Raw genomic sequence first — 15,224 nt, 5'->3', positions numbered from 1 at the left:
TAACAACTTTGCAACAATTTAACAATCCATCAATATAACAATTAAACATTTCCTATATCTTTGCTCACCATGCAAGAAATGAATAATCCTATCCAATTAGAAGGTGGTTATTGTAATAGCCTAACGCAATATTCGCGGTTTTTAACAAGAGAAGTAACTATTGGCAACACACCAATGGGAGGTTCAAATCCGATCCGTATTCAGAGTATGACAACTACTGATACCATGGATACCATTGGTACTGTTGAGCAAACCATCAGGATGGTAGAATCAGGCTGCGAATATGTTCGTATCACAGCACCAAGCATAAAAGAAGCAGAAAATTTAGCCAACATTAAAAAAGAGCTTCGCTTACGCGGATATGATGTTCCACTAATTGCTGATATTCATTTTACACCAAACGCAGCAGAATCAGCAGCTCGTATTGTCGAGAAAGTTCGTGTTAACCCAGGCAATTATGCGGATAAGAAGAAATTCGAAAATTTAGCATATACGCAAGACACTTATCAAGCAGAGCTTGAAAGAATTTATAAAAAGTTTACGCCTCTAGTAAAAATCTGTAAAGAATATGGTACCGCAATGCGGATAGGCACCAACCACGGTTCTCTGTCAGATCGTATTATGAGCCATTATGGTGATACACCTCGCGGAATGGTCGAGTCTGCAATGGAGTTTATCCGCATGTGCGAAGATTTGAAGTTTTACAATTTGTGTATTTCTATGAAAGCAAGTAATACGCAAGTAATGGTTCAGGCCTATCGTTTATTGGTAGAAACAATGGTGAAAGAAGGGATGAATTATCCTTTGCATTTAGGCGTAACCGAAGCTGGTGACGGTGAAGATGGCCGTATCAAATCTGCTGTTGGGATTGGAACTTTATTGGCAGATGGTTTAGGAGACACCATTCGCGTCTCATTAACTGAAGATCCAGAATTTGAAGCACCAGTTGCAAGAGCATTAGCTAATCGTTTTGAAAAGTCTGGAAGTCCGAAGTCCGAAGTCCGAAGTGATGGCGCTTTAACCTTCCAACCTTCCAATCTTCCAACAGCTTGTCATCCTGAGCCTGTCGAAGGACAAGCTTACAACCCATTCCAATATAAACGTAGAGTTACAAATGAATTAGAAAACTTGGGTGCACATCAAGTACCTCGAGTAATCATCAACATTGAAAAAGAAAATTTAAAAGATCCTGCCACTTTAAATGCTGTTGGTTTTAATTATTCAGCATTGCTGGATAAGTATAATTTAACAGATCAAGCTTGTGATATGGTTTATTTAGGTGATCAGTTGCCTTCTTTCTCATTTCCGGGCGGATTGAAACAGCTTTATAATTATCCAACTTGGTTAAAGCTGGCAGATAAGCAAAATTGTCATCCAATATATAGTTTAGCCGATTTTACAAATGCTCAGCAAAAAGACGATAAGCTAAACTTTGTAAAAGTTATGGCCGAAGAACTGGAGGTTGATCAGATTATCAACTTGCACAATGTGATTTTGGTTTTAACTACCAATGAGGAAAATGCAATGCAAACCTTAAGAAATGCTTTTGTTAAGTTGTTGGCTGCTGATGTGAAAATTCCGGTGATTGTAGAGCGAACTTTTAACGACCTAACGGTTGATGATTTTCAATTATACAGCTCTACTGATTTTGGAGGTTTACTAATTGATGGATTTGGCGATGGTGTTTGGATCAATGCTCCTGAAATTCCTTTATCAGTAATTAATTCTACATCGTTCGGTATTTTACAAGCTACACGTACCCGTATTTCGAAAACAGAATACATTTCTTGTCCGAGTTGCGGACGAACATTGTTCGATTTGCAGGAAACCACACAAGCCATTAGAGCCAGAACTTCTCATTTAAAAGGAATTAAGATTGGGATTATGGGCTGTATTGTAAATGGTCCGGGTGAAATGGCTGATGCTGATTATGGGTATGTTGGTGCAGGAGTAGATCGAATTACATTGTACCGCGGACAAGAAGTGGTTAAGAAAAATGTAAATACTGCCAATGCAATTAACGAGCTTATAGAAATTATTAAAGGTGATGGTAATTGGGTTGAGATAGTGTGATCGTCACCCTGAATTTATTTCAGGGTCAGCTTAAAACGAACAGATGCTGAAATAAACAGCGAAGCTCTCTTGAAGGCAAAAATCAATAAACACAACTGAAAAATTCAGCATGATGTAGTTTTATACTCCTTCGCTAGTTCGTGTTTTTAACTCAGTCTTACTCTATAGAAAATTACGAGTTCCCCCAAGCGGTAATCACCACATTTCTGTTGCCACCATAATTTCTGTGTTCGCATAAATAAATCCCTTGCCAAGTGCCTAAAGCAGGTCTACCATTTCTAATGGGTATTAAAACAGAAGTATCCAGCAAAGCTGATTTAATATGAGCAGGCATATCATCTGAGCCTTCATAATCATGCTGATAATCTGGATCATTTTCTTTTACCGCTTTATTAAACCACATCTCAAAATCTTTACGAACAGTTGGATCGGCATTTTCATTAATAGTTAGCGATGCTGATGTATGCTGGATGAAAACTTGCATCATGCCAATTTTAAATTCCTTAATTTCTGGAATATACTGCAAAATTTCATCAGTAATTAAATGAAAACCTCTACTTCTGGCTCTTAAGCTTATTGTTTTTTGAATCATCTCTATTTTCTATTGTCATGCTAAGCTTAGTTGAAGCATCTCTTTAAAAATACATTATAGAGATCCTTCACTTCGTTCTGGATGACAAAATTGTGGTTAATACTTAAAATCTTCTCTTCCCGGACTAAAAATATCCAGCAATGTACAATCGGTAACAGCTCTTCCGCCATGCGGTACATTGCCTGGTATTAAAACAAATTTACCTGTATCTAAAATTTGAGTTTCTTCACCAACGGTCATTTCAAACTGGCCTTTTAACACAAAAGCACATTGGTGGTGTGGGTGACTATGAATAGGCGAGTCGCTACCAGCTTTAATATCAATAAAATTGATTGTATTCTGATCTGTATGTATCAACTTAGAGAAAAAACCCGGGCTCATTTCTTTCACTTCAATATCAGCAAATTCTCGGAAAATATCTTCGTTCATGTTGTGTAAAATAGAATGTAAAGATAAATTAATTAGTTATTCAGAGCTAAACGAATAATCTTTTTTCACCAATATAAACCAACAATGAGGTGTACTTTCATAATCAAAAATTTCAATAAATTTAAATCCTACCTTTTCTAAAACGTTTCTTGATGCATGGTTTCCAACGTCGGCTATTGCATAAATAGTATCTAGTTTTAATTCTTCAAAACCATATTTAATACTTGCATAGGCAACTTCTGTTGCAAAGCCTTTACCCCAATACTTTGGTAAAAGTCGATAACCTAATTCATAAAAGTTATTGTGTCCATTCATCTCCTCTGTTATTAATTTTAAGCCTCCCCAGCCTAAAAATTCAGCCGTTTGTTTGTCAATAACAGCTAAACGACCAACCCCATTTTTTAAATATTGTGCTTGAATAAATTCGATGTTTTCTTGCGCTTCATTTAAATTTTTTATCGGTTGGTTTCCAACAAAGCGCTGTACCTCGAGATTTGAAATAAGTTCAAACATTCCCTTAACATCATTATGATCTAAGTTTCTTAAAATAAGTCTTTCGGTTTCTATCAAAAATCGCATTTCATAAAAATAAATAGTAGGCCTATCGGTTGGTGTCTCAAAGACCAAACATTACACTTCATTTTAACACTTTAAAAATCCATATAATCGAAATTAATATTTTCTAACTTAATCAAACCTCTTTCAAAAATAACATGCTCTTTTCGCAAACCTGTAAAAGCTGCGCTGGCAAAGTTTCCTTTTCGTAAGGATGAGATGCGCCATATACGTGATTTGCGCCTGCTATCTTTACCAATCTGCTGTTTAGGTTTGCTCCGTTAAGTTTTTGTGCGTGTTCAAAAGGTACATTTACATCATCATCCCCTTGCACAATCAGCCACGGAATATTTATTCGCTTTGCGTTTGCTAAAATATCAAACTGCTGTTGGTTAGCTTCAAAATCTTCTAGCAAAGTTAAATTTAGAGGCATTTTTTCTTTAGTTCTAGCATTGATCACCTCAATTTTGCCATCTTTTCTCCAACTGTCTTCCTGTTCTTTTTTCCATAAACTATTAAAAGCAGAAATTGCGCTCCAAGTAATTAAACCCTTCACATACGGATTATTTGCTGCCTGCAAAATTGCCAAACCACCACCACGACTATGGCCTATTAAAAACACAGAATCAACTTTTAGATTTTCAATAGCATAATTAATCACCAAATCTACGTCCAGCATTTCTTTACTAATGGTGTTTGATGCAAAACTTTTCATGTCTGTAATATCGGTAAGCTTCTCCGGATCAACTCCGCTATGCGATAAATTGAATTTTAAATATCGAAAGCCTTGTTGCGCAAAATGCCTGGCAACCAAGTTGTGTGCACCCCAATCTTTAAAACCTTTAAAGCCATGTACAAAAATTACCAAAGGTGCATTTGTATTTCTATCGTCATAAGTAATGTCGCCATTTATGGTTTTTTGCTCGGCACCAATTATAGAAAAAGTATTTTGAAGGATCATAATCTGTATTTAAATTACATTAATACCAATATAACAAATTTTATTTTGGGATGGTTTACCTAAATTCAGGTAATTTAAAATCTTTCTAAATTAGGGCTAAATTACAGCTCAATGACAGATTTACCACTTAACGTTTTTACTTTTGTTTTGCTAAAAATAACAGGCTAACCCTATTTTGGAATATTTAAAGATTATTGCATTTACACACAAGCAAATTGACCTAAAAGCTTTAGGTAAATTGGTGATATGTGAGCATACGCTGGATGATAGGTTGAGGAATATCCAATCAGAACTAAATATTAGAGAGATATTTTATGTTGGTACTTGTAATCGCGTAGAATTTATTTTTACTTCAACAGCAGCATTAGATAAAGAATTCATCAGTCGTTTTTTACATGTTTTGGATATGGGCTTGCCCGAACAATACATGGAGCAGTTTATTGCAAATGTTTCTGTTTACGAAAAAACGCAAGCTTTTAACCATTTATTGCGCACATCTTGCTCTTTAGAGAGTTTAGTTGTTGGCGAAAAAGAAATTTTAGCACAAGTTCGTAAAGCTTATGAAGCATGCAGGGTTGCTGGTTTTACCGGCGATTATATGAGAATGATCATGAACCGGGTAGTTAAAACTGCTAAGGAGGTTTATACACATACCAATATTTCAAAAAATCCTGTATCTATCGTTTCATTAGCTTATCGCAAATTGCGTGAACTAAATGTATGTGCCAATTCTCGTTTGTTAATTATTGGCGCTGGCGAAACGAATAAAAACATAGCTCAATATCTTAAAAAGCACAAATATGCCAACTTTTCTATTTTCAATAGAACGGTAGAAAATGCCGAAAGTTTGGCAAAAGATTTAAATGGTACGGCTTATCCCTTAACTGAATTAGAAAATTATAGTAAAGGATTTGACGTAATTATAACCTGTACAGGATCTACTGAGCCAATTATTACCGAAGAAATTTACAATAAGTTACTTAACGGCGAAACTGGTAAAAAGGTAATTGTTGATTTAGCCATTCCAAACGATATTGCACCAGAAGTAGTTAAAAATTTCCCATTACATTACATTGAGGTTGAATCGTTAAAAGAAATAGCTCGTAAAAATATTCAAGAGCGTTATGATGAATTGATTAACGCAGAACAAATTATCGAAGCAAATATTAGTGAGTTTGATGCTGTTTTACGCCAACGTAAAATTGAAATTGCGATGAGCGATGTGCCTCAAAAAATAAAAGACATTAAACATAAAGCAATTAATGCTGTTTTTGCCGAGGAAATCAATACACTTGATGATAATTCGAGGGCGGTATTGGAAAAAGTAATGGATTACATGGAAAAGAAATACATTAAAATTCCAATGGTGATGGCAAAAGAAATTTTGGTTAAAAACAGTTAATAGTTAGGAGAATTGAGATTTGAGATTGTTTGCAATAGAATAACCTTATAACTCTCGTTTTTTCTTTGAGGTCTTAGGTATAATAAGACAACATTACAACATTTCAACCACCCAACATTTCAATTCTAATCAATCATTCAAAATTCTTAATTTAGCAGAAAATCTTATAAAAAAGTGAAGAAAGTAATTATCGGTACCCGTGGAAGTGATTTAGCCTTATGGCAGGCAAACCATACTAAAGATAGATTAGCAAGCATCGGAATTGAGGCAGAGCTAAAAATTATTAAAACGCAGGGCGATAAAATATTAAATCTTCGTTTAGATAAATTAGAAGGTAAGGGTTTTTTCACTAAAGAATTAGAAGAAGAACTTTTAGGTGGTACAATTGATATCGCTGTTCACTCACATAAAGATTTGCCTACAACTAATCCGCCAGGATTAATTATTGCTGCGGTTACAGAACGTGAAGACCCATCAGAATTATTACTAGTTTTAAAAGATACGGTAGATGTAACCCAGAAGTTATCGCTAAAAACCGGTGCAATTGTAGGTACATCGTCAAATAGACGTAAGGCACAAATGTTGGCTTTAAGGTCTGATTTGAATATTGAAGATTTACGCGGTAACGTGCCAACACGTATACAAAAGTTACGCAATGAAGATTACGATGCTATTTTATTAGCGAAAGCTGGTGTAAATAGATTAAATATAGATTTAAGCGAGTTTCACGTAGAAGTTGTAGATACAACAGAATTGGTTCCGGCGCCAGCTCAAGGTGCTTTGGCTATTCAAATTCGTGAAAATGACAATGAACTTTTTACTGCTTTACAACAAATTAACGATACCGAAACGGCCGAACAGATTGCTGTTGAGCGTAAAGTTTTAAACCTTTTCGAAGGTGGTTGCCATATGCCTTTGGGCTGTTATTGCAAAAAGGAAGATGGCTTGTTTGAAGTTTGGACCTCGAAAGCTGAAACGGATAATGACTTTCCGGATAGACTTTTTATAAGAGCTGAAACTACAGAAGGTTTAGCCGAAAAAATTGTAGCGAAGTTTGATAAAGAAAGAAAAATGCCAGCTAAAGTTTTCATTTCTAGAGAAATTGGCGAACATAGCTACTTTAGAAAAGCTTTAACTAAACACAATATTGAAATTGATGGGCGTTCATTGATCCGTACTTTCCCGATCGTGAATATTTTAGATCCTTTTTATTTAAAAAATATTGATTGGATCTTTTTTAGCAGTAGAAACGGAGTAGAATATTTTTTTAAGTTAAATCCTAGTCTGAGCAAAAAAGTAAAATTTGGAGTTGTTGGTCGCGGTTCTGAAGCTACGCTTAGAAAGTTTGGTCATTTGGCCGATTTTGTTGGCGAAAGTGGAGATATTGTTGAAGTTGCAGAAGAGTTTGCAAAACTAGTTGCAGGAGAAACGGTAATGTTTCCAAGAGCACAAGATTCGCTTTTAACCATCCAAAAATCTTTAGGCGCTGATACAAAGATTATAGATTTACCGATCTATGAAACTGTTGTTGCCGATGATATTGATGGTACTACAGCTGAGGTTTTAATCTTTACTAGTCCGAGTAATGTAGATGCTTACTTTGCTGAAAACTTATTAGACCCAGAACAAAAAGTAATTGCCATTGGAAATTCTACTGGCAAAAAATTTGATGAAATGGGAGTTAAGTATTCACTGCCATATTCGCCAGATGAAATTGGTTTAGCAGAAGCGGTTTTTGGGATTTAATCCCCTCCCAGCCTCCCGCCGCGGCGGATGGGGTGTTTTTAGATTTTTAGTACAGAATTTTATTTAATAAACCTGATAGCAGTGAATCCCGATTTTTCATCGGGAGTAACGAATAGCAGGACTATCCAAACAAAAGAACCACTGCATTTGCTTTTCAAAAAAATGAGATTTAGGTTATGATACTCCTTGTAAAAATAAATACGTTTGTAGCGTAATAAATGTCAACAGTAAATTTATGTTCAGACCACGTAGGTTAAGAAAAAATCCAGTTGTTAGAGAGTTAATTGCCGAAACGCGATTGTCTAAGGATATGTTTATTTATCCTTATTTTGTAGTGCCTGGTAACGGAGTTACGAAAGCCATTGATGCCATGCCTGGAATTAACCATTTTTCTACAGATACTTTGTTAAAAGATGTAGAAAAAGGTTTAAAATTAGGCCTAAACAAAATTATGCTTTTTGGTGTGGGCGATGAGAAAAGTGCTGATGCTAAATCTGCTTACGATCCACATTCTTTGGTGCCAGTTGCGGTTAAACAATTAAAACAAAACTTTGGCGACGATTTATATGTAGTTACGGATGTATGTGTTTGTTCTTACACTACACATGGGCATTGCGGTATCATGAAAGATGATTACATCCAAAATGATTTATCGGTTGATTTGATTGCCAAAATGGCCTTAACACATGCAGCAGCAGGTGCTGATATGTTAGCGCCATCTGATATGATGGATGGCAGAGTTGCGGCAATTAGAAGTAGCTTAGAGCAAAATGGTTTTGCAAATACTGCGATTATGAGCCATGCAACCAAATTCGCATCGGCCTATTATGGTCCGTTTAGAGAAGCAGCAGATTGTGCGCCAAACAAAGGCGATAGAAAAGCTTACCAAATGGATTTTAGAAATGGAACCGAAGCTGTTAGAGAAGCCTTGTTGGATGAAAGCGAAGGCGCAGATGTGCTGATGGTAAAGCCTGCCTTGGCTTATTTAGATATCATTAGCAAATTGAAACAAAATAGCGATTTACCAATTGCTTGTTACAATGTATCTGGCGAGTACTCGATGATTAAAGCAGCTGCACAAAAAGGCTGGATAGATGAACAAAAAGTAGTGATGGAAACAATGCATGCTTTTGCTAGAGCAGGAGCGAGTATTATTACCACTTACCATATTAGAGATATAGTAGAGAATAATTGGATGTAATTTTAAGCTGAAAGCTTAAAGCAAAAAGACTAAAGCTCATTTTATAACGCTTAGTCTGGGTCTTTCAGCTTTGGTCCTTCAGCTTTTACCTTAATAAAAATGTTAGAACAGTTAAAAAAGATATTCTCAGGAAACGAAGAAGAGATGCCGGTAAATACAGGTAGTAAACCTGATATTAGTAGAGAAAAATCGGCAGAGTTGTACGCAAAATCTAAAACCTATTTTCCGGGTGGAGTAAACTCTCCGGTGAGGGCTTTTAAATCTGTTTACGGAACGCCACTGTTTATACAAAAAGGGGATGGATGCTATATTTGGGATGCCGATGGTAATCAATTTATAGATTTTTGCGCAAGTTGGGGTCCGCTAATTTTAGGGCATAACAACGCAAAAATTAGAGAAAAAGTAATTGAAGTAATGCAAAATGGCATGAGCTTTGGCGCACCAACTGCATTAGAAAATGAGTTAGCAGAGCTGATTATTAAGAACAACCGTTTTGTAGAAAAAATCCGTTTTACGAGCTCAGGAACAGAAGCTGTGATGTCGGCCATACGCTTGGCTCGTGGTTATACGGGTAAAGATAAAATTATCAAATTTGAAGGTTGTTACCATGGACATAGTGATTCGCTTTTGGTAAAAGCTGGTTCAGGGTTGGTAACATTTGGAGAAACATCTTCCGCGGGTGTGCCTAAATCCTTTGCCGAAGAAACCATTGTTATTCCGCTAAATGACACAGATGCAATTACCAAAGCTTTCGAACAATTTAAAGGTCAAGTTGCCGCAGTAGTTATAGAAGGTATTCCGGCAAATAACGGTTTAATTTTACAAGACCAAACTTATATTGAATTTTTAAGAAAAGCCTGTACAGAAAATAATGCTTTATTAATTTTTGATGAAGTGATTACAGGTTTTAGGGTCGGTTTTGAAGGTGCTGCGGCACATTACGGCATTAAGCCGGATATTGTAACTTACGGCAAAATTATAGGTGGCGGTTTACCAGTAGGGATGTATGGTGCTTCTGCAGATATTATGGCGCATGTATCGCCTGATGGCGGTGTTTACCAAGCAGGAACACTTTCGGGTAATCCGGTAGCTATGGCTGCAGGTATTGCTACTTTAACAGAACTTTTAAAATCAGGTTTTTATAAAGACTTAAACCAAAAAACTAAGGATTTTGTAGATAGCATACAACGTTTTGCAACAGCAAGAAATTATAAATTTAAAGTATTTACGGTAGGTTCTATTTTTTGGTTTGCCTTTACTGATAAGGATGTTAAAACGGCCGATGATATTGATCCGAATAGTATGGAGAAATTTAAAATTATGCACCGCGAATTATTAAATAGAGGAATTTATCTAGGTCCTTCGGGTTATGAAGTAGGTTTTGTATCTGCTGCCCACACAAAAATAGAATTAGAAAAAGCTAAGAGAGCTATTTTTGATGCTTTGGATTTAGTTTTTAGTAAAAAGTAACGGATCATTTCGAGTGAGCAATTGTGAAGAGAGAAATCTGTAAGTTAGATTTCTCAGTCGTACTTAGAAAAAACGGGAAATAATAATATGAAAAAGTCAATACTAATATTCTACTTCCTTTTACTTTATGCCATGCTAGAGATGTTTTGGTGGGGAACAGTGATGATCCAACTACAACCACAACGTATGGCAATGGTAATGGGTGAGGGTGCAGTATTCTTATTTTTGTTATGTGTTGGAGCTTATTTTATTCACGCATCTATAAAAAAGGAAGATAAATTACATGAGCAACAACAGAATTTTTTATTGTCGGTTACTCATGAGTTAAAATCGCCATTGGCAGCAATTAAACTTTCTATAGAAACCATAGTAAAACGAACTTTAGACAAAGAGCAACAGGCTAAGCTTTTAAAAAATTCGCTTAAAGATATTGAACGATTAGATGATTTAGTAGAGAACATGTTATTGGCCACCAAGATAGAAAGTAGAACCTATTCGTTTCCGAAAGAGGAGTTTGATTTTTCGGATTTAGTAACAAAAATAACCGATCGTTTGCAAGTACATTCATGTGGGTACGAACAAAATATAAAAGCAAATATTGAGGACGGGATTATGATTATGGGCGATAAGTTTGCATTGTCATCTGTAGTAACTAACTTGGTAGAAAATGCTGTAAAATATTCTGGTCCTTGTGCCGAAGTTGCAGTTCAACTATGTCAAAATGGCGGTAAACCGCTTTTAACGGTTTCTGATAAAGGTCCCGGCATTCCTGATGATGAAAAGATGCTGATTTTTGACAAATTTTATCGTGTTGGAGATGAAAATGTGCGAAAATCTAAAGGTACCGGACTTGGCTTGTTTATTGTTAAAGAGGTATTACAAAACCACGACGCTGATATAAGCGTAAAAGATAATACACCGCAAGGTGCAATTTTTGAAGTAACATTTAACTGATATGCAACAGAAATTAAGAATACTATTGGTAGAAGATGAGGATCATCTACTAGACGCGATCAAATTAAACCTAGAGTTAGAAGGCTATAAAGTACATGCTGTTAAAGACGGCAAAACTGCATTAAAAGTTTTTAAGGAAGAACGTTTCAACCTTATTATTCTTGACGTGATGTTGCCAGAAATGGATGGTTTCCAAGTGTGTGAAACTATCCGTTTAGAAAATACAGAAGTTCCAATTTTGTTTTTAACTGCAAAAAACACTAATGAAGACCGAGTTATGGGTCTTAAAAAAGGAGCTGATGATTACTTGGTTAAACCATTTAACCTAGAAGAGTTAATTCTTAGAGTTGGTATTTTAGTAAAACGCAGTTTAAAACCAGATGATTTAAAAGAATTAAATTCTTACAAAATCGGTGATAAAACAATCTATTTCAACTCTTTTGAATTGAAACAAGATGATGGTACTGTTGTTCCTTTAACTAAAAAGGAAACAATGCTATTGAAATTATTAATTGAGCGTAAAAACGAAGCTGTTTCTCGTGAGCAGATTTTAGAAACCGTTTGGAATTATGATGTTTATCCATCAACCAGAACAATTGATAATTTTATTTTAACGTTCCGTAAATATTTCGAACCAGATCAGAAAAACCCAGTGTATTTTCACTCAATTAGGGGGGTGGGTTATAAATTTACAGATAGTTCGCATTAATGTATAGCAATAAGGGTAGATATGCGTTAGCTGGGCTTGCCGTATTATGCACAGTAATTTGTGTTTATATTGCGCAATACCAGTTAGCTTCGGTATCTTTTCTTTTATTTGCATTTGTATGGTGGAGCCATGTTAAGCACAGTTCTGTGCTGTTAGCTTCTAAATATTTCAAAAATGCAGACTACGAACGTGCTGATAAAATTCTAGAAGAAGTAGAAAATCCAGAACGCTTGGCCAAAAACAGGCGAGGCTATTATGAATTTATGAAAGCCAACATTGCTTTGCAAAGAGAAGATTATGATGTTGCAGAATTTCATTTTCAATTGGCAAGTAGATATCCATTAGGTGGTAAAAATGATACAGCATTTGTATTAATACATCTAGCAAATTTGGCACTTAGAAAAAAAGACAAAAACAGAGCTTTAACATATGCCGAAAAGGCAAAAAATCTAGCTACAACTTCAAGAGCTACAGAAATTATTAAAATTATAGAGAAAGAGGCTAATGCAATAGCCGATGTAAACGATGAACAATAACTTATTTTTAGACGCTGCAAATTCAAAATCAACAGAAAGACCACCAGTATGGATGATGCGCCAAGCTGGTCGCTTTATGCCACAATATTGGGAAATTAAAAACAAATACTCGTTTTTAGAAATGTGCAAAAATCCTGAGATTGCTGCAGATGTTACCATGTTACCTGTTGACCTTTTAGGTATAGATGCTGCAATTTTATTTTGCGATATTTTGGTAACTGGCGAAGCAATGGGTGGAGATTTAAGCTTTACGCAAGGTGTTGGTCCTAAATTTGCAAATCCGGTTCGTACTGCTGCAGATATAGATCAATTAGAAGTTGATGTAGTAGATAGATTGCAGTATGTTGCTGATGCGATAAAAGTTATTCAGCAACGTTTAAATGGCAGCATTCCGTTAATTGGTTTTGCTGGTGCACCATTTACGGTAATGAGTTATTTGGTTGAAGGTGGATCTAGTAAAGATTTTAAGTTAACCAAGTTGTTAATGCACAATCATCCTGAGTTAGCTCACCGTTTATTGGCTAAAATTGCAAAGGTTACTACAGATTACTTAAACCTACAAATTGCAGCAGGTGTTAATGCCGTTCAGTTATTTGATAGCTGGGCTTTGGCTTTATCTTGGAATGATTATCAAGAATTTTCTCACCAATATAACCAACAAATTATTGCAGGCTTAAATAGAACAAATGTTCCTGTGATTTCTTTTTGTAAAGGAAGTTCTGTTTTTGCACCGATTATGGCAGAAGCTAAACCAGATGTGATTTCGGTTGATTGGAATGCAGATTTATTAAACATCAAAAATGCTTTACCTGCCGGGATAGCTGTTCAAGGTAATTTAGATCCTCATATTTTGTATGCAGATCAGCCCGTAATCAAAAAACATATTCATCAATTATTTGAAAGAATGCGTGGTACCGAAGGCTTTATTTTTAACTTAGGCCATGGTATTATGCCAGATATTCCTTTTGATAATGTAAAATATGCGATTGAGGTGGTAAAGGAGTTTAGGTATTAATAGAACGATTTTCGTATATTAGCTTTAGTTAAAAAGAATTTTATGACTGTTAAATCTCTTGAAGACGAAGATAAATTGCCAATGCAAAAAATTATAAACGCCATTAATAAAAAAATGGATGATGTAATTCGTGTTGTGGATGCGTTGAATATAGGAAGAACAGAGGTTAAAGAAGATGGGGTTTACAGAACTTTTAATGATGGCAAAATCGTTAAGATAGCCGATGGTGTATTCAAAAAAAAACGATTAAAGAATAAAAGGATTAAATTGTTTTAATGCCAAAAAAACCTAAATTAAGGATATTTGCTGGGCCAAATGGATCAGGTAAAACAACCTTATTTGATTCCATTAAATCAATTTACTTTTCTACCAAGCTTTTTGTTAATGCTGATTATCTAGAAGAGGCATACAAAAAGAATAATTTTATAAATTTATCTGACTTTGATTTTTCTAGCAATGATGAATTATTTCGTGAATTTTATTTAGCAAGTGGGCTTTATAAGAAGGCTGCTTTCAATCAAGATACCTGGGATTTAAAAATTATAGAAAATGTAATTGTTAAAGCAAATTCAGAAATCGATACTGCCTTTAATTCATACCATTTTGCAATTATTGCTGATTTTATACGACATCAACTAATTAAAGCTAAAAAATCATTTTCTTTTGAGACAGTATTCTCACACCCATCAAAGCTAGAACTCATAGAACTAGCCAAATCAAATAATTATAAAGTCTATCTATATTTCATTGGAACTGAAACTCCCATTATGAATTTGGAGCGAGTAAAAGATAGAATTAAAAAGGGCGGACACGCAGTTGAAGGTGAAAAGGTTGAAAAAAGATATTTTTTAACAATGGAATTGCTAATGGATATGATTAAAAAAGTTGATGAAACGTATCTTTGGGATAATTCTGGGATAAAGCATAAATTTTTAGGAAATATAAAAGACGGCTTCGCAGAATTTGAACAGTTAAATTATCCAAATTGGGTAGACAAGTATATTTTAGATAAGATTAAATAATGTACGAATATTACAGGTACTTCTTAGCGATTCATATTGTATTTGTTATCAGTTGGATGGCAGGTTTATTCTATATTTTAAGCCTTTTTATTTACCATACTGAAGCTCAGGATAAGCCAGAACCCGAAAAATCTATATTAACAACACAATTTGTTAAAATGGAAGCTACGCTATGGAAAATTATAGCTACACCAGCTATGCTCATTTCTCTTTTTGCTGGCATTTCAATGCTTTATTTAAACCCTGGTTTGCTACAAGCCGATTGGATGCATGTGAAACTGGCTTTCGTTGTAGCATTGCTGATTTATCATTTCATTTGTCAGAAGGTTGTTAAGCAGTTAAAAAACGGCATTTTTAAGATGAACAGTTTTAAATTAAGATTATTCAGAGAATTAGCTACCGTTTTTATGATCGCCATTGTTTTTGCAGTGATACTTAAAGATGCTGCAAATTGGATTTACGGTTTAGTTGGCATAATGGGTATTGCGCTAATTATTATGTTTGCCGTTAAAATTTACAAGTACTACAGGGAGAAGCCATAATAAAAAAGATGAGATAC

The 15,224-nt window shown here is 35.0% G+C and carries 16 protein-coding genes; 12 read left to right on the top strand and 4 right to left on the bottom strand.

Annotation, left to right across the window (positions count from 1 at the left end):
- The first annotated feature begins 69 nt into the window (after positions 1 to 69).
- Positions 70 to 2,073: a (E)-4-hydroxy-3-methylbut-2-enyl-diphosphate synthase gene (gene ispG, locus AC07XU_RS15255; RefSeq protein ID WP_494944502.1), complete on the top strand. Its 2,004-nt coding sequence runs from the start codon at positions 70 to 72 to the stop codon at positions 2,071 to 2,073.
- Between the two features lie 172 nt (positions 2,074 to 2,245).
- Here ispG and AC07XU_RS15250 read toward each other — a convergent pair whose 3' ends face one another.
- The 4 genes from AC07XU_RS15250 to AC07XU_RS15235 form a co-directional block, all read right to left on the bottom strand.
- Positions 2,246 to 2,665: a secondary thiamine-phosphate synthase enzyme YjbQ gene (locus AC07XU_RS15250; RefSeq protein ID WP_494944501.1), complete on the bottom strand. Its 420-nt coding sequence runs from the start codon at positions 2,663 to 2,665 to the stop codon at positions 2,246 to 2,248.
- A gap of 96 nt (positions 2,666 to 2,761) precedes the next feature.
- Entirely contained in the window at positions 2,762 to 3,094 is a 333-nt protein-coding gene (locus AC07XU_RS15245; protein WP_494944500.1) for a cupin domain-containing protein, read from the bottom strand.
- A gap of 36 nt (positions 3,095 to 3,130) precedes the next feature.
- On the bottom strand, positions 3,131 to 3,673 hold the full coding sequence (locus AC07XU_RS15240; protein WP_494944499.1) for a GNAT family N-acetyltransferase: 543 nt from the start codon (positions 3,671 to 3,673) through the stop codon (positions 3,131 to 3,133).
- Positions 3,674 to 3,785: 112 nt separating this feature from the next.
- Complete coding sequence (locus tag AC07XU_RS15235) at positions 3,786 to 4,610, bottom strand: alpha/beta hydrolase family protein (RefSeq protein WP_494944498.1); 825 nt, start codon at positions 4,608 to 4,610, stop codon at positions 3,786 to 3,788.
- Positions 4,611 to 4,785: 175 nt separating this feature from the next.
- Here AC07XU_RS15235 and hemA point away from each other — a divergent pair, with 175 nt between their 5' ends.
- The 11 genes from hemA (at position 4,786) to AC07XU_RS15180 (ending at position 15,207) form a co-directional block, all read left to right on the top strand.
- Positions 4,786 to 6,012, top strand: a complete 1,227-nt coding sequence (gene hemA / locus AC07XU_RS15230; protein ID WP_494944497.1) for a glutamyl-tRNA reductase — start codon at positions 4,786 to 4,788, stop codon at positions 6,010 to 6,012.
- Between the two features lie 174 nt (positions 6,013 to 6,186).
- On the top strand, positions 6,187 to 7,758 hold the full coding sequence (gene hemC, locus AC07XU_RS15225; protein WP_494944496.1) for a hydroxymethylbilane synthase: 1,572 nt from the start codon (positions 6,187 to 6,189) through the stop codon (positions 7,756 to 7,758).
- 235 nt (positions 7,759 to 7,993) lie between these two features.
- The gene (gene hemB / locus AC07XU_RS15220) at positions 7,994 to 8,959 is read left to right on the top strand and encodes a porphobilinogen synthase (protein ID WP_494944495.1); all 966 of its coding nucleotides are present in this window, start codon (positions 7,994 to 7,996) and stop codon (positions 8,957 to 8,959) included.
- 99 nt (positions 8,960 to 9,058) lie between these two features.
- The gene (hemL, locus tag AC07XU_RS15215; RefSeq protein WP_494944494.1) at positions 9,059 to 10,429 is read left to right on the top strand and encodes a glutamate-1-semialdehyde 2,1-aminomutase; all 1,371 of its coding nucleotides are present in this window, start codon (positions 9,059 to 9,061) and stop codon (positions 10,427 to 10,429) included.
- Between the two features lie 87 nt (positions 10,430 to 10,516).
- Positions 10,517 to 11,383 (top strand): sensor histidine kinase, encoded by an 867-nt coding sequence (locus AC07XU_RS15210; protein WP_494944493.1) that lies wholly within the window; start codon positions 10,517 to 10,519, stop codon positions 11,381 to 11,383.
- A 1-nt stretch (position 11,384) separates the two neighbouring features.
- Positions 11,385 to 12,092, top strand: coding sequence for a response regulator transcription factor (locus AC07XU_RS15205; RefSeq protein ID WP_136878070.1), 708 nt, complete (start codon positions 11,385 to 11,387; stop codon positions 12,090 to 12,092).
- Positions 12,092 to 12,628 carry a hypothetical protein gene (locus AC07XU_RS15200; RefSeq protein WP_494944492.1) on the top strand — a complete coding sequence of 179 codons (537 nt, stop codon included), beginning with the start codon at positions 12,092 to 12,094 and terminating at the stop codon, positions 12,626 to 12,628. Before AC07XU_RS15205 ends, AC07XU_RS15200 begins: the two co-directional genes overlap by 1 nt.
- Entirely contained in the window at positions 12,618 to 13,643 is a 1,026-nt protein-coding gene (gene hemE / locus AC07XU_RS15195; protein WP_494944491.1) for a uroporphyrinogen decarboxylase, read from the top strand. The genes AC07XU_RS15200 and hemE overlap by 11 nt, the downstream gene beginning before the upstream one ends.
- A 42-nt stretch (positions 13,644 to 13,685) precedes the next feature.
- The gene (locus tag AC07XU_RS15190) at positions 13,686 to 13,919 is read left to right on the top strand and encodes a hypothetical protein (RefSeq protein ID WP_494944490.1); all 234 of its coding nucleotides are present in this window, start codon (positions 13,686 to 13,688) and stop codon (positions 13,917 to 13,919) included.
- Complete coding sequence (locus AC07XU_RS15185) at positions 13,910 to 14,665, top strand: ATPase (protein ID WP_494944612.1); 756 nt, start codon at positions 13,910 to 13,912, stop codon at positions 14,663 to 14,665. The genes AC07XU_RS15190 and AC07XU_RS15185 overlap by 10 nt, the downstream gene beginning before the upstream one ends.
- Complete coding sequence (locus AC07XU_RS15180; protein WP_494944489.1) at positions 14,665 to 15,207, top strand: CopD family protein; 543 nt, start codon at positions 14,665 to 14,667, stop codon at positions 15,205 to 15,207. The genes AC07XU_RS15185 and AC07XU_RS15180 overlap by 1 nt, the downstream gene beginning before the upstream one ends.
- Positions 15,208 to 15,224: the final 17 nt, after the last annotated feature.

The organism is Pedobacter sp. GW456-11-11-14-TSB4, from assembly GCF_059424425.1.
This window is presented reverse-complemented; position numbering and strand designations above follow the sequence as displayed.

Excerpts from the sequence above, each read along its gene's own strand:
- AC07XU_RS15180 (WP_494944489.1), top strand. The coding sequence starts at position 14,665 with ATGTACGAATATTACAGGTACTTCTTAGCGATTCATATTGTATTTGTT.
- AC07XU_RS15200 (WP_494944492.1), top strand. The coding sequence starts at position 12,092 with ATGTATAGCAATAAGGGTAGATATGCGTTAGCTGGGCTTGCCGTATTA.
- AC07XU_RS15205 (WP_136878070.1), top strand. The coding sequence starts at position 11,385 with ATGCAACAGAAATTAAGAATACTATTGGTAGAAGATGAGGATCATCTA.
- AC07XU_RS15190 (WP_494944490.1), top strand. The coding sequence starts at position 13,686 with ATGACTGTTAAATCTCTTGAAGACGAAGATAAATTGCCAATGCAAAAA.
- AC07XU_RS15210 (WP_494944493.1), top strand. The coding sequence starts at position 10,517 with ATGAAAAAGTCAATACTAATATTCTACTTCCTTTTACTTTATGCCATG.
- AC07XU_RS15250 (WP_494944501.1), bottom strand. The coding sequence starts at position 2,665 with ATGATTCAAAAAACAATAAGCTTAAGAGCCAGAAGTAGAGGTTTTCAT.
- ispG (WP_494944502.1), top strand. The coding sequence starts at position 70 with ATGCAAGAAATGAATAATCCTATCCAATTAGAAGGTGGTTATTGTAAT.
- hemE (WP_494944491.1), top strand. The coding sequence starts at position 12,618 with ATGAACAATAACTTATTTTTAGACGCTGCAAATTCAAAATCAACAGAA.
- AC07XU_RS15245 (WP_494944500.1), bottom strand. The coding sequence starts at position 3,094 with ATGAACGAAGATATTTTCCGAGAATTTGCTGATATTGAAGTGAAAGAA.
- hemL (WP_494944494.1), top strand. The coding sequence starts at position 9,059 with ATGTTAGAACAGTTAAAAAAGATATTCTCAGGAAACGAAGAAGAGATG.
- AC07XU_RS15240 (WP_494944499.1), bottom strand. The coding sequence starts at position 3,673 with ATGCGATTTTTGATAGAAACCGAAAGACTTATTTTAAGAAACTTAGAT.
- hemB (WP_494944495.1), top strand. The coding sequence starts at position 7,994 with ATGTTCAGACCACGTAGGTTAAGAAAAAATCCAGTTGTTAGAGAGTTA.
- AC07XU_RS15235 (WP_494944498.1), bottom strand. The coding sequence starts at position 4,610 with ATGATCCTTCAAAATACTTTTTCTATAATTGGTGCCGAGCAAAAAACC.